General features: G+C 69.9%; 18 protein-coding genes and 1 tRNA gene. 6 read left to right on the top strand and 13 right to left on the bottom strand.

Features of this window, described 5'->3' with window-relative positions; all coding sequences use genetic code 11:
• Positions 1 to 8 precede the first annotated feature (8 nt).
• The gene (nhaA, locus tag AC3ENX_RS02375; protein WP_434810380.1) at positions 9 to 1,172 is read right to left on the bottom strand and encodes a Na+/H+ antiporter NhaA; all 1,164 of its coding nucleotides are present in this window, start codon (positions 1,170 to 1,172) and stop codon (positions 9 to 11) included.
• A gap of 110 nt (positions 1,173 to 1,282) precedes the next feature.
• On the opposite strand from nhaA, the gene AC3ENX_RS02370 reads away from it, so the two are divergent.
• Positions 1,283 to 3,952: a phosphoenolpyruvate carboxylase gene (locus AC3ENX_RS02370; RefSeq protein WP_434810232.1), complete on the top strand. Its 2,670-nt coding sequence runs from the start codon at positions 1,283 to 1,285 to the stop codon at positions 3,950 to 3,952.
• A 15-nt stretch (positions 3,953 to 3,967) separates the two neighbouring features.
• On the opposite strand, the gene AC3ENX_RS02365 is transcribed toward AC3ENX_RS02370, so the two are convergent.
• Positions 3,968 to 4,567: a gamma carbonic anhydrase family protein gene (locus tag AC3ENX_RS02365; protein WP_434810231.1), complete on the bottom strand. Its 600-nt coding sequence runs from the start codon at positions 4,565 to 4,567 to the stop codon at positions 3,968 to 3,970.
• A 23-nt stretch (positions 4,568 to 4,590) separates the two neighbouring features.
• Complete coding sequence (mfd, locus tag AC3ENX_RS02360; RefSeq protein ID WP_434810379.1) at positions 4,591 to 8,118, bottom strand: transcription-repair coupling factor; 3,528 nt, start codon at positions 8,116 to 8,118, stop codon at positions 4,591 to 4,593.
• A gap of 126 nt (positions 8,119 to 8,244) precedes the next feature.
• On the opposite strand from mfd, the gene AC3ENX_RS02355 reads away from it, so the two are divergent.
• Positions 8,245 to 8,730: a hypothetical protein gene (locus tag AC3ENX_RS02355; RefSeq protein WP_434810230.1), complete on the top strand. Its 486-nt coding sequence runs from the start codon at positions 8,245 to 8,247 to the stop codon at positions 8,728 to 8,730.
• 6 nt (positions 8,731 to 8,736) lie between these two features.
• On the opposite strand, the gene pth is transcribed toward AC3ENX_RS02355, so the two are convergent.
• Together pth and AC3ENX_RS02345 are read right to left on the bottom strand one after the other, a co-directional pair.
• Complete coding sequence (gene pth, locus AC3ENX_RS02350; protein ID WP_434810229.1) at positions 8,737 to 9,321, bottom strand: aminoacyl-tRNA hydrolase; 585 nt, start codon at positions 9,319 to 9,321, stop codon at positions 8,737 to 8,739.
• Between the two features lie 78 nt (positions 9,322 to 9,399).
• Positions 9,400 to 10,029: a 50S ribosomal protein L25/general stress protein Ctc gene (locus tag AC3ENX_RS02345; RefSeq protein WP_434810228.1), complete on the bottom strand. Its 630-nt coding sequence runs from the start codon at positions 10,027 to 10,029 to the stop codon at positions 9,400 to 9,402.
• Between the two features lie 198 nt (positions 10,030 to 10,227).
• Here AC3ENX_RS02345 and AC3ENX_RS02340 point away from each other — a divergent pair, with 198 nt between their 5' ends.
• Positions 10,228 to 10,350 carry a hypothetical protein gene (locus AC3ENX_RS02340; protein WP_434810227.1) on the top strand — a complete coding sequence of 41 codons (123 nt, stop codon included), beginning with the start codon at positions 10,228 to 10,230 and terminating at the stop codon, positions 10,348 to 10,350.
• Here the strand turns inward: AC3ENX_RS02340 and AC3ENX_RS02335 are convergent.
• Entirely contained in the window at positions 10,338 to 10,835 is a 498-nt protein-coding gene (locus tag AC3ENX_RS02335) for a gluconokinase (RefSeq protein ID WP_434810226.1), read from the bottom strand. The two genes, AC3ENX_RS02340 and AC3ENX_RS02335, sit on opposite strands and share 13 nt — an antisense overlap.
• Positions 10,836 to 10,961: 126 nt before the next feature.
• Here AC3ENX_RS02335 and gndA point away from each other — a divergent pair, with 126 nt between their 5' ends.
• From gndA to AC3ENX_RS02320, 3 genes are all read left to right on the top strand, one after another.
• The gene (gene gndA, locus AC3ENX_RS02330; RefSeq protein ID WP_434810225.1) at positions 10,962 to 12,410 is read left to right on the top strand and encodes an NADP-dependent phosphogluconate dehydrogenase; all 1,449 of its coding nucleotides are present in this window, start codon (positions 10,962 to 10,964) and stop codon (positions 12,408 to 12,410) included.
• A gap of 223 nt (positions 12,411 to 12,633) precedes the next feature.
• Positions 12,634 to 13,371 carry a response regulator transcription factor gene (locus AC3ENX_RS02325; protein ID WP_434810224.1) on the top strand — a complete coding sequence of 246 codons (738 nt, stop codon included), beginning with the start codon at positions 12,634 to 12,636 and terminating at the stop codon, positions 13,369 to 13,371.
• Between the two features lie 11 nt (positions 13,372 to 13,382).
• Positions 13,383 to 14,861 carry a sensor histidine kinase gene (locus tag AC3ENX_RS02320; RefSeq protein ID WP_434810223.1) on the top strand — a complete coding sequence of 493 codons (1,479 nt, stop codon included), beginning with the start codon at positions 13,383 to 13,385 and terminating at the stop codon, positions 14,859 to 14,861.
• An 81-nt stretch (positions 14,862 to 14,942) separates the two neighbouring features.
• Here the strand turns inward: AC3ENX_RS02320 and AC3ENX_RS02315 are convergent, their stop codons facing one another.
• From AC3ENX_RS02315 to AC3ENX_RS02285, 7 genes are all read right to left on the bottom strand, one after another.
• Entirely contained in the window at positions 14,943 to 16,496 is a 1,554-nt protein-coding gene (locus AC3ENX_RS02315) for an FAD-dependent oxidoreductase (protein WP_434810222.1), read from the bottom strand.
• Between the two features lie 9 nt (positions 16,497 to 16,505).
• Positions 16,506 to 17,375 (bottom strand): FAD:protein FMN transferase, encoded by an 870-nt coding sequence (locus AC3ENX_RS02310; protein WP_434810221.1) that lies wholly within the window; start codon positions 17,373 to 17,375, stop codon positions 16,506 to 16,508.
• Complete coding sequence (locus tag AC3ENX_RS02305) at positions 17,375 to 17,863, bottom strand: FMN-binding protein (protein WP_434810220.1); 489 nt, start codon at positions 17,861 to 17,863, stop codon at positions 17,375 to 17,377. Before AC3ENX_RS02305 ends, AC3ENX_RS02310 begins: the two co-directional genes overlap by 1 nt.
• 138 nt (positions 17,864 to 18,001) lie before the next feature.
• Complete coding sequence (locus AC3ENX_RS02300; RefSeq protein ID WP_434810219.1) at positions 18,002 to 19,030, bottom strand: ribose-phosphate diphosphokinase; 1,029 nt, start codon at positions 19,028 to 19,030, stop codon at positions 18,002 to 18,004.
• Positions 19,008 to 20,477, bottom strand: a complete 1,470-nt coding sequence (glmU, locus tag AC3ENX_RS02295) for a bifunctional UDP-N-acetylglucosamine diphosphorylase/glucosamine-1-phosphate N-acetyltransferase GlmU (RefSeq protein WP_434810218.1) — start codon at positions 20,475 to 20,477, stop codon at positions 19,008 to 19,010. The genes AC3ENX_RS02300 and glmU overlap by 23 nt, the downstream gene beginning before the upstream one ends.
• A gap of 1 nt (position 20,478) precedes the next feature.
• Positions 20,479 to 20,550 (bottom strand) — tRNA-Gln (locus AC3ENX_RS02290).
• 75 nt (positions 20,551 to 20,625) lie between these two features.
• Positions 20,626 to 24,243 (bottom strand): glycosyl hydrolase 53 family protein, encoded by a 3,618-nt coding sequence (locus tag AC3ENX_RS02285; RefSeq protein ID WP_434810217.1) that lies wholly within the window; start codon positions 24,241 to 24,243, stop codon positions 20,626 to 20,628.
• Between the last annotated feature and the right edge of the window lie 56 nt (positions 24,244 to 24,299).

The following is a 24,299-nucleotide window of genomic DNA, read 5'->3' as shown; positions in this document are numbered from 1 at the left end:
CGGATCGGTCACGCCGGCTGCTCCTGCGCGACGGCGATCCGGCGGTGGTGCATCGCGCGCCACGACACCAGCACGCCCGACAGAATCAGCGAGACCATCGAGCCTGCGAGCACACCGAGCGTCGCCTGATCACGGATCTCCGCCTCGCCCGCGAATGCGAGCTCGGAGAGCAGCAGCGAGACGGTGAACCCGATTCCGCCGAGCGCGCCGGCCGCGAGCAGATCGCCGACGGCAAGTGGCGGCGGATCGCCCTCGTGGCGGCCGACGCGCTGCGAGATCCACCCTGCGGCGGTGATGCCGACGATCTTGCCGATGGGGAGCGCGACGAGCACGCCCCAGAACGCGGGCGACAGTTCGCTCGCGCGCACCGCGGGGATCGCGACGGATGCCGAGGCGAACGCGAACAGCGGCAGCACGATCGCATTGACCCACGGCTCGAGATGGTGACGCGCTTGCAGCGCCGGCTGCTGGATCATGACGAGTCCGAGGGCGACGCCCGCAATGGTCGCGTGCACGCCCGACTGGTACACGAAGTACCAGGTGAGGATACCGACGAGCACCAGCGCGATGCCGGCCGGGACGCGGCCGCGTGTGTCGAGCTGGCCGCTCAGGATGCGGAAGATGACGACGCCGACGACCGCGAGCCCCAGGTACAAGAAGTTCACGTCGCTCGTGAACAGCACCGCGATGAGCACGATGCCGACGATGTCGTCGAGGATCGCGAGCGCCAGCAGGAACACGCGCAAAGCCGACGGCAGCCCCTTGCCGAACACGGCGAGCACTCCCAGCGCGAACGCGATGTCGGTCGCCGTCGGGATCGGCCAGCCCGACGCGGCATCGGTGCCGTGTGCGAAGGCGAGGTAGGCAGCGATGGGCACGAGCACGCCGCCGGCAGCGGCGATCGCAGGACGGAGGGCCTTCTTGGCGGAATTGAGCTGACCGCTGGTCAACTCGAACTGCAACTCGACGGCCACGACGAAGAAGAAGACCGCGAGCAGTCCGTCGGCGATCCAGTGGCCGACATCCATCTGCAGCAGGCCGGGGATGCCGACGTACGCGTGTTTGACGGCCTGCACCCCGTCGGCGATCGGAGAGTTGGCGAGGATCAATCCCAGCGCCGCGGCGGCGAGGAGGATGATCGCGGGGAAACGTGCAGAGCGCAGCAGGCGCATAGGAGCCTTTCCAGGGTCGATGAGCAGGAATGCCGACCAGACTTCCCGGCGCACCAGCATCCAGCGTAACGCGTGATCGGCGGGAAACACGGGCGCACTAGCGTGGAGGGATGCGTGAACCCACCCCGACCGAAGCCCTCGATCTGGTCGGCCGTGCCGACGCCGAGCAGGAGCTGCCCGAGCAGATGCGCGCCGACGTCCGCCTGCTCGGCTCACTCCTGGGCCGCGTGCTGCGCGAGAGCGGATCGGCGGGACTGTACGAAGACGTCGAGCGACTCCGGCAGGCCACGATCGCCGCGTACACCGACGAGTCCCCCGAGGCGTTCGAGCATGCCGCCGCGATCGCCGATTCGTTCTCGGTCGACCGCGCCGACGAGGTCGCCCGCGCCTTCACCGCCTACTTCCACCTCGCGAACCTCGCCGAAGAGAGTCAGCGCGTCCGCGTCCTGCGCGAACGCGACGGACGGCCCGACCGGGAGCAGGTGACCGACTCGGTCGCCGCGGCCTTCGTACGGCTCGCCGCCGAAGTCGGCGACGACACCGCACTGCGTCGACTGCAGAACATGCGCTTCCACCCGGTCTTCACGGCGCACCCGACCGAAGCGCGCCGGCGTGCGGTCTCGACCAGCATCCGGCGCCTGGAGACGCTGCTGGGCGAGCACGACTCGGCGATCGACGGCGGCGCCGACCAGCGCCGCGCCGAGCGCCGCATGCTCGAAGAGATCGACACGCTGTGGCGCACTGCCCCGCTGCGCGCAGAGAAGCCGACGCCCGTCGACGAGGTGCGCTCGATCATGGCCGTCTTCGACGAAACGCTCTACACGGCGATCCCGCACGTGTACCGCCGTGTCGACGACGCCCTTCAGGGGCCCGGCGCCGGCAGCCGCTCCCCCGTCGTCCGCCCCTTCGTGCGCCTGGGTACCTGGGTCGGCGGCGACCGCGACGGCAACCCCTTCGTCACGGCGTCGGTCACCAAGAAGGCCGCCGCGATCGCGTCGGAGCATATCCTCATCGGACTCGAGCGCAGCGCCTCGCGTATCGCGCGAGGCCTCACCCTCGCCGCCGACACGACGCCACCGTCGGACGCCCTCGTGCTGCTGTGGGACCGCCTGGCGGCCGCCGACGAGGATGCCGCGAGCGACATCGTCACCCGAGCGCCCGGCGAGCCGCACAAGCGCGTCATGATGCTCATCGCCCGGCGCATCGCAGCAACCCGCGACCGTGACGCAGACCTCGCGTATCGCAACCCCGAGCACCTGCTCACCGACCTGCGCACCGTGCAGGCGTCGCTCGTCGCCGCGGGGGCGCCCCGACAGGCGTACGGGCATCTGCAGCAGCTGCTCTGGCAGGTGGAGACCTACGGCTTCCACCTCGCCGAACTCGAAGTGCGGCAGCACTCCGCCGTGCACGCGAAGGTGCTCGCCGAGTGCGAGGCAGGCGGCGCGCTCAGCGACCAGGCCCGCGAGGTGCTCGACGTCTTCCGGGCGATCGCGCAGATCCAGAAGCGCTACGGCCCGCGCGCCGCCGGTCGCTACATCGTCTCGTTCACGCAATCGGCCGAGGACCTCGTCACGGTGTACCGCCTCGCGCGTCATGCCGTCGGCGCAGAGGGCACCCTGCCCGTGCTCGACGTCATCCCGCTGTTCGAGACGTTCGCCGACCTCCAGGCGGCACCGCAGATCATGGCCGAGGTCGTGCAGCACGAAGCGTTCGCGCAGCGACTGGCCGAGACCGCCAACCGACTCGAAGTGATGCTCGGCTACTCCGACTCGTCGAAGGACGTCGGCCCCGTCGCCGCGAACCTCGCCCTGTACGACGCGCAGGCGAAGATCTCGGCGTGGGCGCAGGAACAGGGCATCGAACTCACCCTCTTCCACGGCCGCGGCGGAGCGCTCGGTCGCGGCGGCGGCCCGGCGAACTCCGCGATCCTCGCGCAGCCGCCGCACTCCGTCGACGGCCGCTTCAAGCTCACCGAGCAGGGCGAGGTGATCTTCGCGCGCTACGGCGACCCCGCCATCGCGATGCGCCACATCGACCAGGTCGCCGCGGCGACCCTGCTCGCATCGGCGCCCTCGAACGAGAAGCGCAACCGTCAAGCTGCGCAGCGCTACGCCGAGGTCGCATCCGCGATGGACAGCGCATCCCGCGAGCGCTTCTTCTCGCTCGTGAAGGCGGACGGGTTCGCGCAGTGGTTCGCGACGGTGACCCCCATGGAGGAGATCGGCCTGCTCGCGCTCGGTTCCCGCCCGGCCCGCCGCGGACTGTCGGTCGAGTCCCTCGAAGACCTCCGGGCGATTCCGTGGGTGTTCGCGTGGTCGCAGGCGCGCATCAACCTTGCCGGCTGGTTCGGGCTCGGCACGGCACTTGAGGCCGTCGGCGACGAGGCGCTGCTGCGGCGGGCGTACGAGGAATGGCCACTGCTTCGCACCATGATCGACAACGTCGGCATGTCGCTCGCGAAGGCCGACCCCCGCATCGCCCGCCGCTACCTGGCGCTCGGTGATCGCGACGACCTCGCCGACCTCGTGATGGACGAGATGCTGCTGACCCGCGACTGGGTGACCCGCATCGTCGGCGGCGACGGACTGCTCGCCAACAAGCCCGTGCTGCAACGCGCGGTCAAGATGCGCAGCCCCTACGTCGACGCGCTCTCGCTGCTGCAGTTGCGTGCCCTGCGCGCGCTGCGCTCCGACGAATCCGAGCAGGCGCCCCCGCACTGGCAGCGGCTGCTGCTGCTGTCGGTCAGCGGCGTGTCGGCGGGTCTGCAGAACACCGGGTGAGTCACCGAGTTCGGGTCAGTCGGCGGGGCGGTCGAGCGCGTGGCGCGAGAGCGCGGCAGCGTAGCGCTCGGTGAGCTGAACCATCAGGTCGGGGGTGTCGCGGTCGAGACCGAAGACGAACCCCGGAAAGTCGAGTTCCTGCTGCAGTTCCCAGATCTCGTCGTGCCGGTCGGGTGAGAGCATCCGCGCCGGGTCACCGACGGCGACCCAGCCGATCGGCACGACCGAGCCCTCCGGCAGCACCGTGCGCAGGTGCACGACCGCGTTGATGCGCACCTCGCTGCGCCGCCCGATGCGTGCACCGTTGAAGATGCGTGTGCCGGTCGCCAGGAACACTTCGTCGGCGATCGTCGCGCCCGCCACCGATGCCATCGGCCCGACGAGCACGTGCGACCCGATGTGCACGGGATGCACGGCGCTGGCGCGCACGAGTGCGTTCTCCATGACGATGACGTTCTCGCCGAGGGTCACGGGGCCGCCCTCGGCCGTGATCACGACGCCGTGCAACACCTGGCTGCCGGCGCCGACCGTCACGTCGCCCGAGATGACAGCCGTCGGTGCGATCACGGCGTCGGGGTGGATGCGGGGCCGCGCCCCGAGGTGCTCGTAGCGCATGGCGCCACAATAGCGGCTGCGGTTCAGGCCGCGGGCTCGGGATCGGCGACCGGCAGCGGGAACATCTGATCGAGCAGTTGCCTCACCCAGGCGATGAGGTCGGCGTCTGCGAGCGGCGCGCCGTCTGCCGTCGGCAACGGCACGATCATCGCCTCCCCACCCGAGAGCACCTTGGCCTTCGGGTGCAGGCGCTGCAGGCGGACGCGCATGGAATCGGGCAGTCGCGCGGGCGCGATCCGGAGGTTCGGTCCCATCGCGACGACATCGGTGAGCTGCGACTGGGCGACTCGACGACGAAGGCGAGCGACCGAGAAGAGACCCTCGACGGATGCCGGCGGTTCACCGTATCGGTCGCGCAGCTCTTCGATGACGAGGTCGATCGCATCGTCTTTCGCGCTGATCGCCGCGGCGGCCGACAGCTTCTGGTACGCCTCGAGGCGCAGTCGTTCGCTGTCGATGTACGACTCGGGCACGCGCGCCTCGACGGGAAGTTCGAGGCGCAGCTCGGCCGGGCCCTCGGTCTCTTCGCCGCGGAAGGTCGCGACGGCCTCCCCGATCATGCGCAGGTACAGGTCGAAGCCGACGCCGGCGATGTGACCGGCCTGCTCGGCGCCCAGCAGGTTGCCGGCGCCGCGGATCTCGAGGTCTTTCAGCGCGACCTGCATGCCGCTGCCGAGGTCGTTGTTGACCGCGATGGTCTCGAGTCGGTCGGCTGCCGTCTCACTGAGGGGTTTCATGTCGTCGTAGAGGAAGTAGGCGTAGGCGCGCTCGCGGCCACGCCCGACGCGGCCGCGCAGCTGGTGGAGTTGGCTGAGCCCGTACTTGTCGGCGCGATCGATGATGATCGTGTTCGCGTTGGAGATGTCGAGGCCGGTCTCGATGATCGTCGTCGAGACGAGGACGTCGGCCTTGCGCTCCCAGAAGTCGTCGACGACCTGTTCGAGCTGGTGCTCCCCCATCTGGCCGTGCGCGACGACGACCCGCGCCTCGGGCACGAGTTCGGCGAGCTGCGATGCGACGCGCTGAATCGACTGCACGCGATTGTGGACGTAGAAGACCTGCCCTTCACGCAGCAGCTCACGACGGATGGCCGCGGCGACCTGCTTGTCGTTGCGCGGTCCGACGTAGCTGAGAATGGGATGCCGGTCCTCGGGCGGGGTCTGGAGCGTCGACATCTCGCGGATGCCGGTGACGGCCATCTCGAGCGTGCGGGGAATGGGTGTCGCACTCATCGCGAGGATGTCGACGTTGGTCTTGAGCTTCTTCAGCGCATCCTTGTGTTCGACGCCGAAGCGCTGCTCCTCGTCGATGATCATGAGGCCGAGGTCTTTGAAGACCACCTTCTCGGTGAGGATGCGGTGGGTGCCGATGACCATGTCGACGCTGCCGTCGAGCAGCCCCGTGAGGGTGTCGCGCGCCTCCTTGTCGGTCTGGAAGCGCGAGAGCGGGCGCACTTTGACCGGGAATCCCGCGTAACGCTCCGTGAAGGTCTCGAGGTGCTGTTTGACCAGGAGGGTCGTGGGCACGAGCATCGCGACCTGTTTGCCTTCCTGAATGGCCTTGAACGCGGCGCGCACGGCGACCTCGGTCTTGCCGAAGCCGACATCGCCCGACAGGAGCCTGTCCATCGGAATCGGCCGCTCCATGTCTGCTTTGATCTCGTCGATCGTCTGGAGCTGATCGGCAGTCTCGGCGAACGGGAACGCTTCTTCGAGCTCGCGCTGCCACGGTGTATCGGGGCCGAAAGCATGCCCCTTCGACGACATGCGCGCCGAGTACAGCTTGACGAGTTCGACGGCGATGTCGCGCACGGCCTTGCGCGCCTTGCCCTTGGCCGCCGCCCAGTCGCTGCCGCCCATCTTCGACAGCACCGGGGCTTCGCCACCGACGTAGCGCGAGAGCTGGTCGAGCTGATCGGTGGGCACGAACAGCTTGTCGCCCGGGTACCCTCGCTTGGACGGCGCATATTCGAGCACGAGGTACTCGCGCGTGGTCTTGACCGCATTGCGTCCACCCGAGGACACCTCGCGCTGCACGAGTTCGACGAACTTGCCGATGCCGTGCGTGGCGTGCACGACAGGGTCGCCGGGATTCAGCTGCAGCGGGTCGACGACGTTGCGTCGGCGCGACGCGAGCTTCTTCACGACGCGTGTGTCGCCGCCGATCGTGCGCCCGTAGAACTCCGATTCGGTGAGCACGGCGAGCCGGGCCTGCGGAATCTGGAATCCGCGTTCGAGGCGCGCGACAGCCAGGTGGGCGACGCCCGGTTCTGGAGCGGCCTCAAGGCCGTCGACGACGCGCGAAGCGACGCCTCGCTCCGACAGGACATCGTGTGCGCGGTCGACGAGACCCGAGCCGGTCGCGGTGACGACGACGCGCCAGCCGTCGGCCAGCAGCGCCTGCACGTGCCCGACGGCGCCGTCCACGCTGCCCTGGAACGACGGCACCGGGGTGCCGGGAACGCGGAGCGTGCCGTCCTCGTCGCTGAGCCCTTCGGCGACGGCGTCGGCCGCGCCGGAGTCGAACGCGCTGAAGGACCACCAGCGCCCCCCGCGATCGGCCGCGGCCTGACGCAGGTCGGGCAGCGTCAAGAAGTCGCCCGCACCGAGGTCGACGGGCGTGTCGGCGCCGGCAGTGGCGGCGCTCCACGCGGCGTCGAGGAACTCACGGTTCGTTTCGCCGAGCGTGAGGGCGCGCGTCACGGCGCGCTCCGGATCGAGAAGCGCCACCGGCGCGCCATCGGGCAGGTAGTCCAGCAGGGGTACGACGCTGTCGACGAGTGCCGGCAGGAGCGACTCCATGCCCTCGACGGGGATGCCTTCGGACATCTTCTCGAGCATGCCGCGAAGGCCCGGGAATCGGTCCTGCAGCGCGAGTGCGCGCAGCCGGACGTCCTCGGTCAGCAGCAGTTCGCGGCTGGGCGGCAGCTCGACGAACTGCACGTCGCCTGGCAGGGAGCGTTGGTCGGCCACGGAGAAGGCGCGGATCTGATCGACCTCGTCGCCGAAGAACTCGACGCGGAACGGGTGGGCCGATGTCGGCGGGAACACGTCGAGGATCCCGCCGCGCACAGCGAACTCCCCGCGCCGCGCGACCATGTCGACGCGGTGGTACGCGAGTTCGACGAGCCGCTTGACGGTCTCCTCGAGTTCGAGGCCTCGCGCGCCCACGCGCAGTTCGACGACGCCTGCCGAGACGAGGCCTGCGGCGAGCGGTTGCAGCGCTGCGCGCACCGACGCGGTGACGACGACGGGGCGACCGGTGTCTGCGAGCCGTCGCAGCACTTCGAGGCGGCGGCCGACGGTCTCCGTGCTCGGACTCAACCGTTCGTGGGGCAAGGTCTCCCACGCCGGAAAATGCACGACGTCGACGCCCGGCAGCAGGGCCTCGAGCGCGGTTCCCAGTGCTTCGGCACGGCGTCCTGTGGGCGCGACGGCGAGCATCGTGGCGGTCTCGCCGGCTGCGCGACGTCGCTCGAGCAGTGCGGCGATGAGCGGTGCATCGAGCCCCTCGACGAGCGAGAATTCCGCATCGGTGCGGGATGCCGCCATCGCCGGATGCAGCGCGTCTTCCTGCGCGAGGGCGCGCACGATCCCGGGAACTGTCACCGCAGAAGTCTACGCGGCAGCCCCGACACCCGGCCCGACCGACCGTGCGGCGCCTCTTAAGATGGGCGCATGACCCAGCCTCCGCCGCCGAGCGGGCCCGCGCCGGGGTTCACCGCCCCCGCCGCGCCGTACACGTATCCGACCGCGGCCGCGCCCGCGCTGCCACCGGTCTACGCCCGTGTTCCCGAGCCCGCCGGCCCGGCGACGCTCGGCGTGATCGCGCTGGTGCTCGCGGCGCTCGCGACGATCGGCGCAGGGATCATCGGTGTGGTGGTCGCGCTTCGCGTCGCCGCGACGGTCGGGCCAGATCTGGCCGCCTCAGGCACGTTCGACCCACGCCTGTTCAGTCCCGTTGCGGGTGACGTGCTGGCGGGTGAGCTGGCGTTCTGGATCGGCACGGCACTCGGCGTGGCCGGGTTCGTGCTGGGGTGGGTCGCCGTGGCCCGGCGCCGCGGGCGCGCGTTCGGGGTGGTGGCGATCGTGATCGCCGCGCTGGGCCCCGTCCTGTTCATCGGCGCGGTCGCCGCGATCCTCGGCGTCGCCAGCGCCGGTTGATCCGGCTCAGTCGCGCGGCGCGTGGTAGCGCTGTTGCGCTGAGGTGAGCCCCTCGTCGATGAGCTGCTCGACGGCGTCGGCGGCATCGGCGATGAGGTGCGTGAGCGTTGCGCGCTCGGCGCTCGAGAAGGGGTCGAGCACCCAGTCGGCGGGGTCCTGGCGGCCGGGAGGCCTGCCGATCCCGACGCGCACCCGAGGAAAGTCCGGGGTGCCCAACGCTTTGGCGACGTCGCGCACGCCGTTGTGACCGCCGTGGCCGCCGCCGGTCTTGAGCTTGAGGGTGTCGAAGGGGATGTCGAGTTCGTCGTGCACGACGACGATGCGTTCCGCGGGCACCCCGTAGAACTTGGCCAGCGCCGAGACGGGGCCGCCCGACACGTTCATGAAGCTGTTCGGCTTGGCGAGCACCATCTTCGCCGCGCCGGGGCGCAGCCATGACTCGGCCGCGCGGGCGTTGCTCTTGTGGGCTCGCAGCGTTTCGCCGCGGCGGGAGGCGAGTTCGTCGACGACCATCTGACCGACGTTGTGCCTCGTCGCCTCATAGCGCTGGCCGGGGTTGCCCAGCCCGACGACGATCCAGGTGTCGACCATCGGCATCCTCTCGAAGACGACGCCCGCCGCCACCTGGTGCGGCGGCGACGGGCGTCGTGCGTGTGTGCGTGTCCGCGATTACTCGGCGGCCTCGGCCTCGGCCTCGGCTGCCTCGGACGCGTCGCCCTCGGTCTCCTCGGTCGCCTCATCCTCTTCGACCGGTGCCGGCGGCAGCGTGACGGCGACGATGAGGGTCTCGGGGTCGGCGACGAGCGCGGCGCCCTTGGGCAGGGTGAGGTCGGCGGCGGTGATGTGCGCGCCCTCCTCGAGGCCCTCGACGTCGACGACGACGTGCTCGGGGATGTGGGTGGCCTCGACCTCGAGCGTGACCGAGGTGTGCTCGAGGGTGGCGATCGTGCCGGAGAAGGGCTCACCGGTGACGGAGACGGGCACGTCGACCTGGATCTTCTCGCCCTTCTTCACGACGAGGAGGTCGATGTGCTCGATGATCTGGTGCACGGGGTCCTTCTGGACGTCCTTGACCAGCGTGAGCTGCTGCTTGCCGTCGATGACGAGCTCGAGCAAGGCGTTCGCGCGGCGCACCAGCAGGCTGACCTGGTGGCCGGGCAGCGCGACGTGCACGGGCGAGGTGCCGTGGCCGTAGATGACGGCGGGGATCTGACCTGCGGCGCGCAGGCGGCGGGCGAAGCCCTTGCCGAACTGCTCGCGCAGTTCGGCGACGACCTTGGTGTCGGTCTCAGTCGACATGTCTGTTTCTCCTTGCGGGCTGTTGCAGCCCAGATACGGGGTCTGTGGTTCGACTCGAACGCGTGCGCGTGAGGAAAGCCGCAAGTGCCTGCTTCACCGCGTCGATCACGGATGCAGATGCATCCCTCGCCGAAGTTCGTCCTCAGTCTACCAGCGACCCCGATACGATGAACACGCCCGATCGAGGAGGAGAACCCCATGGACTACGGCTGGATGTCGCACGCGCTCGGCTGGCTCATCGGCGTCATGTCGGTGTGCGCCACGATCGGCGCGTTCGGAGCGCTGTGGTCGCTCGGCCGTTCGGGCAGCTACAAGGACTGATTCGTCCGCACGCTGCGCACCGCTGCGACACGCGCGACGAGCCCTTCGAGGGCTCCGGTGCCGTCGATGCGCATCCCCGCTTCGTCCGTGGCGAGCGGTTCGAGCAGCTCGAGCTGCGATGCCAGGAGCGCCGGCGGCATGAAGTGGTCGCGTCGCGACATCCGCTCGTGCAGATCGGTCGCGGGCACGACCAGTTCGACGAACCACGCGTCGACGCAGGTCTGACGGATGCGGTCGCGATACGACCTGCGCAACGCCGAACACGCCACCACCGAGGGCGCCGTGCGCACGAGCGTGTGTGCGACGGCATCCAGCCACGGCTCGCGGTCCGCGTCTTCGAGCGGCACACCGGCCCGCATCTTGGCGATGTTCGCCTTCGGGTGCAGGTCGTCGCCGTCGGTGAAACGTGCCCCCAGCCGCGCCGCGAGCGCGGCTCCGACGAGCGACTTGCCCGATCCGCTCGGGCCCATCACGACGATCCGCATGGGGTCATGCTGTCACGTGGCTTCTGCTCACACGGCCTGCCGCGCCGCGGTGAGCGTCACGCCCCCGCGGTGTAACACGCACATGCCAGCATCTAGGCTGGAAAGCGACCGGAGACAGGAGTACGAGTGACCGAGAACGCAGCGAACATCGGCGTGGTCGGGCTTGCGGTGATGGGGTCGAACCTCGCCCGCAACCTGGCATCCCGCGAGGGCAACACGGTGGCGGTGTTCAACCGCAGCGCGGAGAAGACCGAGCACCTGGTGGCCGAGCACCCCGAGGCGGAGTTCGTCCCGGCCTTCTCGTACCAGGAGTTCGCCGCGTCGCTGCAGCAGCCGCGCACCGCGATCATCATGGTCAAGGCCGGCCGTCCGACGGATGCCGTCATCGATGAGCTCATGAACGTGTTCGAGCCCGGCGACATCATCATCGACGGCGGCAACGCGCTGTTCACCGACACGATCCGCCGTGAGCAGACCGTGCGCGAACGCGGCTTCAACTTCGTCGGCATGGGCGTCTCGGGCGGTGAAGAGGGCGCACTCCTCGGCCCGTCGCTGATGCCCGGCGGCCCGGACGAGGCGTGGGTCACGCTCGGTCCGATCCTGCGCTCGATCGCGGCCGTCGCCGAGGGCGAGCCGTGCGTCACGCACGTGGGCCACGACGGTGCCGGGCACTTCGTGAAGATGGTGCACAACGGCATCGAGTACGCCGACATGCAGCTCATCGCCGAGGCGTACGACCTCATCCGCCGCGGCACCGGCAAGACCCCGGCGGAGATCGCCGACATCTTCGCCGAGTGGAACACCGGCGAGCTGGAGAGCTACCTCATCGAGATCACCGCCGAGGTGCTGCGTCAGACCGACGCCGCCACCGGGCAGCCGCTGGTCGACATCATCCTCGACTCCGCCGGCGCCAAGGGCACCGGTGCGTGGACCGTGCAGACCGCGCTGGATCTCGGCGTGCCGGTCTCGGGCATCGCCGAGGCGACCTTCGCACGGTCGCTGTCGAGCCACCGCGAGCAGCGTGCCGTCTCGGGCGACCTGCCCGGCCCCGAGGGCGAGTTCACGGTCGCTGACGCCGACGCGTTCATCGAGCAGGTGCGCCTGGCCCTGTACGCGTCGAAGATCGTCGCGTACTCGCAGGGCTTCGACGAGATCCGCGCCGGCGCCGCCCAGTACGGCTGGACGATCGACCTCGGCGCCGTCAGCAAGATCTGGCGCGCCGGCTGCATCATCCGCGCCCAGTTCCTCAACCGCATCGCCGACGCCTACGCGGCCGAGCCCGAACTGCCGGTGCTGCTGACCGCCCCCTACTTCGTCGAGGCACTGCAGCGCGCCCAGTCGTCGTGGCGCGAGATCGTGCAGGTCGCCGCGGGCGCCGGCATCCCCGCCCCCGCGTTCAGCTCGTCGCTGTCGTACTACGACGGGCTGCGCGCCGAACGTCTGCCCGCGGCCCTCATCCAGGGCCAGCGCGACTTCTTCGGCGCCCACACCTACCGCCGCATCGACAAGGAAGGCACCTTCCACACCCTGTGGTCGGGCGACCGTTCCGAGATCGAGGCAGAGGACACGCACTGACGCTGCGATGACAGACACCACGAGGGCCGCCGGATGATCCGGCGGCCCTCGCTGCATGCACGGGGATGATCAGCGCGTGATGTCCTTCACCACGCCCTTGTCCGGTGGGCTCATCGGCGAGCAGCACGCGCGGGCGTGAGCTATGCGCGAGAGTGCGGGACTCTCAGCCCACGCATAGCCGATGCCATAGGCATCTCATAGATATGTGTCCACAATGGAGACCATGACCGCTCCCGCCGCCACAGCCACCGCCCTGCACCGTCCCGACGGGTCGCCCCTGCGCGTGCTCGTCGTCGACGACGAGCAGATGCTCACCGACCTGCTGTCGATGGCCTTGCGAATGGAGGGGTGGGAGGTCCGCACCGCGGGCTCGGGCTTCGACGCCCTCACCGCCGCGCGCGAATTCGACCCCGACGCCATGGTGCTCGACATCATGATGCCCGACCTCGACGGCATGGCGGTGCTGCAGCGACTGCGGCAGGGCGGCAACGAGGTGCCGGTGCTGTTCCTCACGGCGAAGGATGCCGTCGCCGACCGTGTCGCCGGTCTCACCGCCGGCGGTGACGACTACGTCACGAAGCCCTTCAGCCTCGAAGAGGTCGTCGCCCGGCTGCGCGGTCTCATGCGTCGCGCCGGCACCGCACTCGCAAGCGGCGCCGACCCGATCCTTCGGGTGGGAGACCTCACGCTGAACGAGGACTCGCACGAGGTCGAGCGCGACGGCGAGGAGATCGAACTGACGGCGACGGAGTTCGAGCTGCTCCGGTTCTTGATGCGCAACCAGCGTCGCGTCGTCTCGAAGGCGCAGATCCTCGACCGCGTCTGGAACTACGACTTCGGCGGCCGCTCCAGCGTCGTCGAACTGTACATCTCGTACCTGCGCAAGAAGCTCGACGCGGGCCGCGATCCGCTCATCCACACGGTCCGCGGCGTCGGCTACATGATCAAAGCCCCACAGTGACCGCGGTACCCGTGGCACGGCGTCGTCGCTGGAGCCTGCAGACACGCCTCATCGTCACCGTCGTGAGCTTCGTCTCACTCATCCTCATCGCGGTGGGCCTCGCGACCGGCGCCATTCTCGGCACGATCCTCCGCGAGAATCTCGATGCATCGGTGCAGGACATCCGGGTGCGCTGGACGGCGTACAACACGGCCGCCGAAGTCCTGGAGGCGAGTCCACAGGATGAGGGCACGCTGCTGGTCGGGCGCAATCTCGCCGGCACGACCGGCGCCTACATCAACGCCGACCGCGAAGTGGTCGAACTGACATCGGATCAGGTCGACCAAGTCGTCGACGGCGCGAAGGATCCGCGCATGAGCACCGTCACGATCGACGGCGTCGGTGAATACCGGGTCCAGTCCGACAGCGACCCCTCGGGCCTGTGGGTCATCACCGGCAAGCCGACCTCCGACCTGACCTCGACGATCGGACGCATCCTCACGACCGTGGCGCTGCTCACCGCGGGCGGCCTGCTGCTGCTCGCCGCCGTCATCTCGCTCGTCATCCGTCATTCCCTGCGGCCCCTGCGCGCCGTCGCCGAGACTGCGACGCGCGTCGCCTCGCAGCCGCTCGCGCAGGGCGCGGTGTCGATCGCGCACCGTGTGCCGGCCGAAGAGGCCGACGAACGCACCGAGATCGGCCGTGTCGGCGCCGCATTGAACACCCTGCTCGACCACGTCGACACCTCGCTCGCGGCAAGGCAGCGCAACGAAGAGCGGATGCGCGCGTTCGTCGCGGATGCCAGCCACGAACTGCGCACACCGCTGGCATCCATCCGCGGCTATTCGGAGCTGTCGCTGCGCGGCATCCGTCAGCAGCGCGAAGCGACCGGCACGGCGCGCGCCGTGAAGGCGCAGGCCGAAGCAACCGCGCAGAACACCGAGCAGTCGCTCGAACGCATCCAGGCGCAGTCGCTGCGCATGACGACACTCGTCGAAGATCTGCTGCTGCTGGCACGACTCGACGAGGGCAAAGAACTCGTCTATGGCGCGGTCGATCTGACCCGCCTCGCGATCGACGCCGTCGCCGATGCGCAGGCCGCGCGCCCCGACCACGAGTGGCTCATCGACGCCGGCGAAGAACCCGTTGTCGTCGCAGCCGACGCGGCGCGACTGCAGCAGGTGGCGGTGAACCTGCTCGCGAACGCCGGTGTGCACACGCCCCCGGGCACGCGGGTGACCGCCTCGGTCGCCGTGGAAGACGGCGAGGCCGTGCTGCGCGTGCACGACGACGGCCCCGGCATCGATCCCGCCGTCCGCGACGCCCTGTTCGAACGGTTCGCGCGCGCCGACGTGTCGCGGGCTCGGCAAACCGGCGGCACGGGACTCGGGCTGTCGATCGTGAAGGCGATCGTCGACGCGCACGGCGGACGGATCGACGTCACGAGCGAACCCGGGTCGACCACGTTCGAGGTCCGGCTGCCGGCACGCCCCGCAGATCCTTCGGCCTGACGGCCGGGGTCAGGCGCGCACCGATTCGGTCCAGGCGGCCAGGTCGGCAGCGAGCGCCTCGAGCTAGTGAGCCGGCCGGCATCAGTACCCGGAGAACGCGTCGGTCGTGATCGCGTGCGCCTTCTCAAGCGCGGGCGCGAGATCTGCGATCAGCCCGGGAGGTCCAGAGATGTAGGCGTGGCGGTGGGCGATGTCAGGCACGAGCTCGACGAGGCTGTCGGCGGTCAGGCGCCCACCTCCCGCCCAACGCCAGTGCCCGGGCAGGGAGGACGGCTCGGTCTTCGTGACGATGATCACCGGCACACCAGACGCCTCGAGGTCGTCGCGGAACGCGAGTTCTTCGGCACCGCCTGCGACGTACACGAACACCACATCGCGCTGCTGCGCGGCATGACGCAGGTGACGCAGCTGCGACACGAACGGTGTCACGCCGATGCCGGCAGCGACCATGAGGACCGGGGTCGAAGGCTTCGCGGGCAGGACGAAGTCCCCCCAGATGCCGGTCACCGGCAGCATCCGTCCTGCCTCGACCTGCGCAAGCGCCTTCTTGTAGCTGGACTGCGACCCTTCGCGCAGCGCGATCTTCACGAGCGGCAGCTCTTCGGGTGCCGACACGATGCTGAACTCGCGCCGCGTGCCGCGCGCGTCCGCGTGCGCATGCGGCACCTCGAGCTCGAGGTACTGCCCCGGAGCGAAGCGCACCCCGCGGCCGGCGCGGAAGGTGAGTTCACGCACGGTCGGCGTGAGCACGGTGCGCTCGACGAACTCGAGCCGCACGGCCGAGCGGAAGCAGAACAGGAACGCGACGAGATTGCCGATCAGCAAGGCATGCTCGGGGCTCACCCTGAAGAGGACAAACAGTCCCGGCCATCCGGCGAGCACACCGACGACCGCAGCGATGACGCACTGCTGCCAACGACGCGGCGGGAGCGTCAATGGCTCAGACAGCATGAACGCGCCGAGGAAAAGGTACGGCGAACTCCACACGAGCTGCGAGACGATCGTGCCGACGTCGAACGAGACGCCCGCGTCGACATACGCGAACGCCGTCGTCGCAAAGGAGACGACGAGCGCAATCACCACGAAGAGGCCGACGACGCGCACCTTCTCCGTGCGAAGCAGCACAATGAGCCCAGCGACGATCACCGGCGCGGCCAGCGCCGGAGTTCCCACCCACCAGGCGGAGGCGCCGAGCTCGGGGAGCCAGGTGCTGACGATCGTCAACACGGCGGCCCCGACCGCGGCCGGATTGAAGATGTGACGGCCCTGCCAGACCAGCAGGTACTTCGACGCCGATGCGACAACCGCCGCGATCGCAAGCCCGGTGAGTTCAAGCGGTTCCAGCGACGGTCGCAGCACGAACAGCAGGATGAGCGCGGTGATGAGCGACGACTCCAGCCGCCACGCTTTGCCGAGGATGCGATGCGCGACGGCATCGGTCGCAGCCGCGGCGACCGACAGCACGATCGCCGCGGCGATGAGCTCGAGCGGCCCGTACGCGATCGCCTGGAACAGCGAGAGTGCGAGGGCGAGCACCGCCAGCGCCCCGAGCAGCAGCAAGACCAGTCGGTACATCGAGACGCGACCGATGATCGCGTAGACGCGGTTCCAGACCGTCGTGAGCGTGCTCAGCATGATTCCACGCTATCGCCGCACGAACAGGTCGGCGCCGCAACCGGGCGACCATTCGACACTGCCGTCCGTCGTCATGCGCACCCACTCCACACCCCACTGGTGCGCAAGCTTCGGGCCCCCGTCGAAGAACAGCGCCGTCGCGATCGCATCGGCGTGCATCGCGTCGGGAGCGACTGCCCACGTCGCCGCGATCGTTCGCACCGGCTCGCCCGTGCGCGCATCGAGCACGTGGTGCAGTCCGTCACCCCACGCGCGCCGGTTCACGGCCGACGCGCACAGCGCCCGGTCGGTGACCTCCCAGACGCCGATCGCACGCGTCGCGTCGTACGGGTGCTCGAGCGCGACCCGCTCGGTGCCGGTGATGGCGAGGTCGCCGCTCGCGTCGATCGTGATGTCGCCGGCGATCCAGGACTCCAGCGCAGCGCCGACCACATCGACGAGGCGCCCCTTGCCGAGCGCGCCGACGTCGATCGTGGCGGGTCGTGCAACGGAGAGCTCGGCCGCACTCCAGGTGAGCAGATTGCGCCAGTCGGCGGGCGCCGGCTCTGCCCCGCGGTCGACGAGCGAATAACGCGCGTCGTAGCCGCGCCGGGCCAGCGCCTCGCCCACGAGCGGGTTCACTGCGCCGCCTGTCGCCTCGGACAGTGCGACGTAGGCGTCCAGCATCCCGGCGGTGTCGGACGGCGCAGGCACGGTGCCGCCCTCGCGCGCCAGCGCGGCGATGAGCGAGTCGTCGCGGAATCGCGACCAGTCACGGTCGAAGGCCTCGACGACCGTCGTGACGGCTGTCCGCGCGTCGCTCGGCAACGGCGCCTCGGTGTGGATCGTCCAGCCGGTGCCGATCGCGTCGAAGCGCCATTCGGATGCCGGCGCGCTCATCACGCGGCTGCTTCGGACTTGATCGTCTCGACCGCGTCGTTGAAGCCGCCGCTGGTGAGCGATGACCCGGCGACCTTGCTGACCGAGATCTCGTCGATGTCGACCCCGACGACGACGTCGGCGATGCCGCCGATGAACTCCGACTGATACTGCTCGGACTCACGGGCCTGCGGGTCGCCGGTCACCTCGACGGCGGTGATGACGTCGTCCTCGAGCGTGAGCGTGACCGAGATGGTCTCGATCGTGCCGGCCTGCGGCGAGTAGCTGCCCTCGGCCGTGTACGTGCCGTCGGCGTAGTCACTCTCACCCGAATCCGTCGTTGTCGACGAGTCGGTGGTTTCCGTCGTCGACGTGTCGCTGGAGGTGTCTGTGGTGTCACTCTCGGTGGCGGCTGCGCCGGCGCACCCGGCGAGCAACGCGACGCCGACGACGGATGCGGCGACTGCGCCGACGCGGACCTCGCCGGGTACGGCGGTGGTGCGGATCATGACGGTCCTCCTGAGGTCGTGCCCTGTCCGGCGGGATCTCCGGTGCGGGAATGCCCCCACGCTAACCGTGAAGTCACGGCATTCCCTATGGCATTCCTCTGCGTCAGCGTGGAAAGCCGAAGGGTGCAGTGGCGCTGATCAGGCCGCGCCGTCGAACATGCTGGTGACCGAGCCGTCCTCGAACACCTCGCGGATCGCGCGGGCCAGCAGCGGAGCGATCGGCAGGACCGTGAGCCCCGGGAACTGCTTCTCCTCCGGCAGCGGCAGCGTGTCGGTGACGACCACCTCGTCGACCGAGTCGTCTTGCAGACGCTCGGCGGCGGGGTGGCTGAACACGGCGTGGGTGGCGGCGACGATGACCCGCTCGGCACCGTTCGCCTTGAGCGCCTGCGCGGCCTTCACGATCGTGCCACCGGTGTCGATCATGTCGTCGACGAGCAGGCACACCCGGCCCTCGACGTTTCCGACGATGTCGGCGACGGTGACCTGGTTGGCGACGTTCGGGTCGCGGCGCTTGTGGATGATCGCCAGGGGTGCACCGAGACTGTCCGACCAGGTGTCAGCGACCCGCACACGACCGGTGTCGGGCGAGACGACGGTGAGCTTCTCACGGTCCTCGGGCGACAGGTTCTGCTCGAAGTAGTCGAGCAGCACGGGCTTGGCGAACAGGTGGTCGACGGGGCCGTCGAAGAAGCCCTGGATCTGCGCCGCGTGCAGGTCGACGCTCATGACGCGGTCGGCGCCGGCGGTCTTGAACAGGTCGGCGACCAGGCGTGCGCTGATCGGCTCACGACCGCGACCCTTCTTGTCCTGCCGCGAGTACGGGTAGTACGGCGCGACGACGGTGATGCGCTTGGCCGACGCACGCTTGGCCGCGTCGAGCATGATGAGCATCTCCATCATCCACTCGTTGACGGGCGGACCGAACGACTGGATGAGGAAGATGTCGCATCCGCGAACCGACCGCTCGAAGCGGGTGAGGATCTCGCCGGAGGCGAAGACGCGGTGCTCGGTGGGCGCCAGCTCCGTGCCGAGCTCCTGTGAGACCTGACGGGCGAGTTCGGGGTGCGAACTGCCCGAGGCGACGACGAGTCGCTTCTTGGTCTTGACCACGAGGCCCGGGGCGATGTCGTCCCGCTCGAGCTCAGCCTTCTTGTTGCGCGCCATCGTCCGCCTTCTGTGCGGACCGGGCTCGGGCTGCGACATCTGCCGCGCCCGTCCCCGGTCGGTTCTTCTCGACCCACCCCTCGACGTTGCGCTGAGGGGCGACGCTCAAGGCCAGTGCGCCGGCCGGGACGTCCTTGCGGATGACGGCTCCCGCGCCGGTCTTGGCGCCATCACCGATCCTAACGGGCGCGACGAACACGTTGTGCGAGCCGGAATGCACCTCGTCGCCGATCTCGGTGCGGTGCTTGGCGAGATCGTCGTAGTTCGCGGTGATCGCGCCGGCACCGAGGTTCACCCGCTCACCGATCGTCGTGTCGCCGATGTACGACAGGTGCGGCACCTTGCTGTCGGCGCCGATCGTCGAGTTCTTGATCTCGACGAACGTGCCCACCTTGCCGCCGTCGCCGAGCACGGCGCCCGGCCGCAGGTAGGCGAAGGGACCGACGGTCGCGCCGGCGCCGATGACGGCGAGCGTCGCGTCGGTGCGGGTGACACGCGCATCCTCGCCGACCTCGCAGTCGACGAGGCTCGTGTCGGGGCCCACCACCGCGCCCGCGGCGATCGTCGTCGCACGCTGGATGTGGGTGTTCGGCAGCACCGTGACGTCGGGGGCGAGCGTGGCGGTCACGTCGATCCACGTCGTGTCGGGGTCTTGGATCGTGACGCCGGCGAGCTGCCAGCGGCGCACCGTGCGGGCGTTGAGGCGCTTGCCGGCATCCGCCAGCTGGGCACGGTCGTTGACGCCGAGCGTGACCGCGACATCGGCCGCGACCGTGGCGGAGACCGTCAACCCGTCGCCGCGGAGCAGCCCGATGACGTCGGTGAGGTATTTCTCCCCCTGCGCGTTGGCGGTGCCGACGCGGGCGAGTTCGGTGCGCAGCTCGGTCGCGCGGAAGACGTAGACGCCGGCGTTGATCTCGCGCGCTGCGGCCTCCTCGGCGGTGGCATCCTTCTGCTCGACGATGCGGTCGACACCGCCGTCGGCATCGCGGATGACACGGCCGTAGCCGGTCGGGTCGTCGACGATCGCGCTCAGCAGGGTCGCTGCCGCGGCTGCGGTGCGGTGCGCGTCGATGAGCGCGGCGAGCGTGTCTGCGTCCAGCAGTGGCACGTCACCGCTGAGGACCAGCACGTCGCCGTCGAAGCCGTCGAGCTGATCGAGCGCGACCTCGACGGCACGGCCTGTGCCGGGAATCTCGTCCTGGTCGACGACGACCACCTCGGGCGAGACCCCGAGCACGGCTTCGGCGACCTGGTCGCGTTCATGGCGGACGACGACGAGCACGCGCTGCGGCGCGAGGTCGCGCGCGGTGTCGAGCACGTGACCGACGAGCGGGCGCCCGCCGATGCGGTGCAGCACCTTCGGCAGCGACGACTTCATGCGCGTGCCCTGCCCCGCGGCCAGGATGACGACCGCGAGCGAGCTGTCGAGCGTGTTCTGTGTCATGCTCCGCCGCCAGGACTCGAACCTAGACCTCACAGCTCCAAAGGCTGTCGTGCTGCCATTACACCACGGCGGAACGCGCCGCCCGCGGGCGGGCGGGCGCCCGACAAGTCTGCCATGCGCCCGCCCGTCCGCAGCGCGTCAGCGCCGGTCAGCGCCGCACGACGACCTCGAGGTCGCGGCTCGTGGTCTCCCCCGCCGCGTTCGCGAAGACGACACGGTAGGTGTGGGTGCCGACGGATGCCCCGTCGACCGTGAGCCGGGCACGCTGCGCTGCGGGCGTTGCCGCGGTCAGCGAGCCCTCGGAGACGAGTTCTCCGTCTTCGTAGAACCGATACGACGTCGCGTTGGTGCCCCACCACATGTCGGCCGTCACGGTGTAGGCGCCGTCGCGGTCGCGGTTGTCGTGGCTGAGCACGGGCATGCCGGGGTTCGCCGCCGTCACGCTGACGGTGACCGGCGTGACCGCCGTCTCGCCCTGCGTGTTGACGAGCACGCCCGTGTAGGCGTAGGTGCCGTTGGCGCGACCGGTGATCGGCACGGTCGCGAGCTGCGCCTTCGTTCCGCGGTACTCCAGCGGCACGGTCGCGATCAGCACGCCGTTCTCGTAGAGGCGGAACGACGAGGCGTTCTGCCCCCACCACAGGTTCATCGTGATGCGGTAGTCGCCGTCGCGAAGACCCGTGTCCCAGCCGTTGTCGTGCGAGAGCGCACCGCGCGCGGGCGCTGCGGTCGCGGTGTCGGCATCGGTTTGGACGAGTCCCGCGCGCACCTCGGCGAGGCGCGCCACGGCTGCCGCGACGGCTTCGGCTGCGGGCCAGTCGGCCGCGACGAGCACCTGCGCGACGGCGACGGCATCGGCCACCGGAGCGAACGACCACGGCGTGTAGTCGGAGGCGACGAGTGCGGCGAGTTGCGCGGCGTCGGCTGCGAGGGCGTCGGTGTCGACCCGTTCGCCCGCACGCTGCAGCCGGATCTCGTCGATCGTGCCCCATGCCCCTGCCGCAAGCGACGCCTCGACCGCGACCGTCAGGATGCCGTCGGCGCCCACGGTGATCGGTTCGGTCGTCGCGGTGTCGAACACCTGCCACCCCGTCAGGGCGAGGTCGGCGCCGGCCTCGGCGTCGCCGGCGCGGGCGACGACGCGGATGCTGTCGCCAGCCGCCTCACCGTCACCCTGCGCCGTCGCGCTGAGCGTGTAGGTGCCGGGCGTCACGGCGGTGATGCGCTGGCTGACCGTGAACGTGTAGGCGGCGTCCGCCCAGAACGAAACCGCTCGGTCTCCGGCTGCGGCATCCGCCGTCGCGCCTCTGCTCGCCCCCGCCCCGGCGATCGTCCAAGCCTCGCCGTCGGCATCTTCGAAGCCGGGGTCGACGACCCACTGCTTGGCCGTCACGGTCACGGTTGCGACCGCCGCGGCGCCGGTGTCGGTCGTGCCGGGGATCTCGTACACGCCAGAGCTTTCGATCGCGGCGAGCGCGGCATCCGACCAGCTCACCGGAACGGCCTCGACGACGCCGTTCCATCGGCGCACGTCGACGGTGTCGGGCAGCGCGATCGACTCCCCTTCGACCGCATCGATCGCGACCGGGAGCACGGTCGGGGCGGGTTCTGCCCCCACCAGTTCGAGCGCGTCGAGTGCGGCCTCGAGCCGCGTGAGTGCGGCGTCGACGAGATCGGCGTCAGGTCGCTGCGATGCGAGCACCGTGTCTGCGATGCGGAGCGCGGCGTCGAGGTCCGCCAGCGAGTCGGCCGTGACGATGTCGCGGTCGATCGCTTCGGCCCGGTCGACGGCGGCCTGCAGCGCCGAGGTGTCGACGCCGACTGCGGCCGCGCGCGTCAGGACGAGATCGTCGATCGTGCCCCACGCGCCGGCCGGCAGCGATGCCGAGATCTCGACCGTCACCGATCCGCCGTCTTGGACGCTCACGGCATCCGTCGTCGGGGTCGACCAGTTGCGCCAGCCGCGCAGTTGAAAGCCGGCATCCTGGGTCTGAGCACCGGAGCGCACCGTGAGCGTCACGCTGCCGGTGTCACCCTCACCGTCGCCCTGCAGCGCGCCCGACGCGGTGTAGTCACCGGCGGGCAGCCCCGTCACCGTCTGCGACAGCGTGAAGGTGTACGCGCTCGCGGCGTAGAAGTGCGCCGATCGGGTGCCCGACCGCGGGTCATCGGTGGCGCGCAACCGCAGCGCCGTGCCGCTGGACTGCCACATCGAGACGTCTGCGTCTTCGAACCCGGGGTTCCGCAGCGCGTTGACGGCCTGCACGATGACCGTCGCCGTCACAGCGTGGCCGGATGCCGTGGTGCCGCCGACGGTGTACTCGCCGGGACCGGAGATGTAGTCGGCCTCATCGGACCACGTGACCCGCTCGGCTTCGGTGCTGTCGTCGTTGTAGGTCACGTCGACCGTCTCGGGCAGCACGATCTGATCGCCGTCGGTGACGGTGATCGTCGGCGATGCGACCGACACCACCTCGCGGGGCGCGACGGCACCGGTGCGGGCGTAGGAGAAGACATTGAGCGATTCGAGCGGTGTGCCGTCGGCGGCGAACATCGCCTGGTTGTCCCAGGCCGACCCGCCGTACCAGTGGCCGGCATCCTCGGGGTCGTACTCCCCCGCGTAACTCGAGGCCCAGCCCGACCCGTCGCGCTCCCACAGCAGCTTGTTCTGCTCGAGCTGCGAGGGCGGACCGACCGGCAGCCAGGCCGGCTCCCAGTAGAAGACGCCGATGCCGGCCTCGCCCACGTCGGCGACTGCCTGGATGACATCGCGGACGGCGGTGGCCTGCCCCTGCACGCTGAGCGGATACTGGGTCGCCTCACTCGCCAGGTCGATCACGTTGCCGTGTCCGTCGCCGTCTTCGAGGGTCGTCGCCCACGACGTCTCGGCCACCATGACCTCCTTGCCGTAGGTCGTGGCGACCTGCGACAGGACCGAGGTGAGGTTCGTCGTCGTGCCGTGCCAATACGGGTAGTAGGACGAGGCGAACACGTCGTAGTCGACGTCGTAGTTGTCGAGCTGTGCCGCATACCCGGCGTAGCGACCGCTGGACTCGGGGTTGGTGAAGTGCACAGCGACCTTCGCGTCTGGCGTGACGTCGCGGACCGCCGCGGAGCCCGCTGCGAAGATCTGCGACATCCCCGCCCACCCGGTGACGCCTGCGACGGCGCCGTTGGTCTCGTTGCCGACCTGCACCATCTGCACGTCGACGCCGGCGGTCACGAACTGCTCGAGCGCGTCGGTCGTGAACGCGGTGACCGCGTCGGCCTTCGCTGCGACATCGAGCGATGCCCACGCCTTCGGCGCCTGCTGCTTGGCGGGGTCGGCCCAGAAGTCGGAGTAGTGGAAGTCGACGAGCACGCCCAGGCCGGCATCCGTCGCGCGCTCACCGATTTCGACGGCCCGGGCGACATCGACGTCGCCGCCGCCGTACCCGTTGCCGTCGGCGTCGAACGGGTCGTTCCAGACCCGCACCCGCACGTCGGTGATGCCGTGGTCGGCGAGCACGTCGAACAGGTCCGCGACCTGTCCGTCGGCATCGCGGAACACGACGCCGGACGCCTCGAGCGACAGCACGGACGAGACGTCGACACCGTTGATGAAGTCGGTGGGCAGGTTCTCGACCTTCTTCACGACGATGCCGGCCTCGACCGGCCCGTCGGCGGCGGATGCCGGGGTCGCTGCGATCAACGGTGCTGCGAGGGCTGCCGTCGCGAGCGCGGCGACGGCTGCGCGGCTGGGACGGTGGCCTGGGGTGGAACGCACGGGTGTCTCCGATCGTCGTCGATCCCCGCACGCGGCATCGCGCCCGGGAGAACTGT

Source organism: Microbacterium sp. bgisy189, from assembly GCF_057707225.1.
Note: the sequence above shows the minus strand (reverse complement) of the source record. Positions and strands in the feature narration are given on the sequence as shown.

What these genes read in the sequence shown, in the direction of transcription:
- AC3ENX_RS02355 (WP_434810230.1), top strand. Translation starts at nt 8,245, where the DNA reads ATGACCCAGCCTCCGCCGCCGAGCGGGCCCGCGCCGGGGTTCACCGCC.
- AC3ENX_RS02300 (WP_434810219.1), bottom strand. Translation starts at nt 19,030, where the DNA reads ATGGCGCGCAACAAGAAGGCTGAGCTCGAGCGGGACGACATCGCCCCG.
- AC3ENX_RS02345 (WP_434810228.1), bottom strand. Translation starts at nt 10,029, where the DNA reads ATGTCGACTGAGACCGACACCAAGGTCGTCGCCGAACTGCGCGAGCAG.
- glmU (WP_434810218.1), bottom strand. Translation starts at nt 20,477, where the DNA reads ATGACACAGAACACGCTCGACAGCTCGCTCGCGGTCGTCATCCTGGCC.
- AC3ENX_RS02365 (WP_434810231.1), bottom strand. Translation starts at nt 4,567, where the DNA reads ATGCGCTACGAGCACCTCGGGGCGCGGCCCCGCATCCACCCCGACGCC.
- AC3ENX_RS02315 (WP_434810222.1), bottom strand. Translation starts at nt 16,496, where the DNA reads ATGCTGAGCACGCTCACGACGGTCTGGAACCGCGTCTACGCGATCATC.
- AC3ENX_RS02340 (WP_434810227.1), top strand. Translation starts at nt 10,228, where the DNA reads ATGGACTACGGCTGGATGTCGCACGCGCTCGGCTGGCTCATCGGCGTC.
- AC3ENX_RS02310 (WP_434810221.1), bottom strand. Translation starts at nt 17,375, where the DNA reads ATGAGCGCGCCGGCATCCGAATGGCGCTTCGACGCGATCGGCACCGGC.
- mfd (WP_434810379.1), bottom strand. Translation starts at nt 8,118, where the DNA reads ATGGCGGCATCCCGCACCGATGCGGAATTCTCGCTCGTCGAGGGGCTC.
- AC3ENX_RS02325 (WP_434810224.1), top strand. Translation starts at nt 12,634, where the DNA reads ATGACCGCTCCCGCCGCCACAGCCACCGCCCTGCACCGTCCCGACGGG.
- pth (WP_434810229.1), bottom strand. Translation starts at nt 9,321, where the DNA reads ATGGTCGACACCTGGATCGTCGTCGGGCTGGGCAACCCCGGCCAGCGC.
- AC3ENX_RS02305 (WP_434810220.1), bottom strand. Translation starts at nt 17,863, where the DNA reads ATGATCCGCACCACCGCCGTACCCGGCGAGGTCCGCGTCGGCGCAGTC.
- nhaA (WP_434810380.1), bottom strand. Translation starts at nt 1,172, where the DNA reads ATGCGCCTGCTGCGCTCTGCACGTTTCCCCGCGATCATCCTCCTCGCC.
- AC3ENX_RS02335 (WP_434810226.1), bottom strand. Translation starts at nt 10,835, where the DNA reads ATGCGGATCGTCGTGATGGGCCCGAGCGGATCGGGCAAGTCGCTCGTC.
- AC3ENX_RS02370 (WP_434810232.1), top strand. Translation starts at nt 1,283, where the DNA reads ATGCGTGAACCCACCCCGACCGAAGCCCTCGATCTGGTCGGCCGTGCC.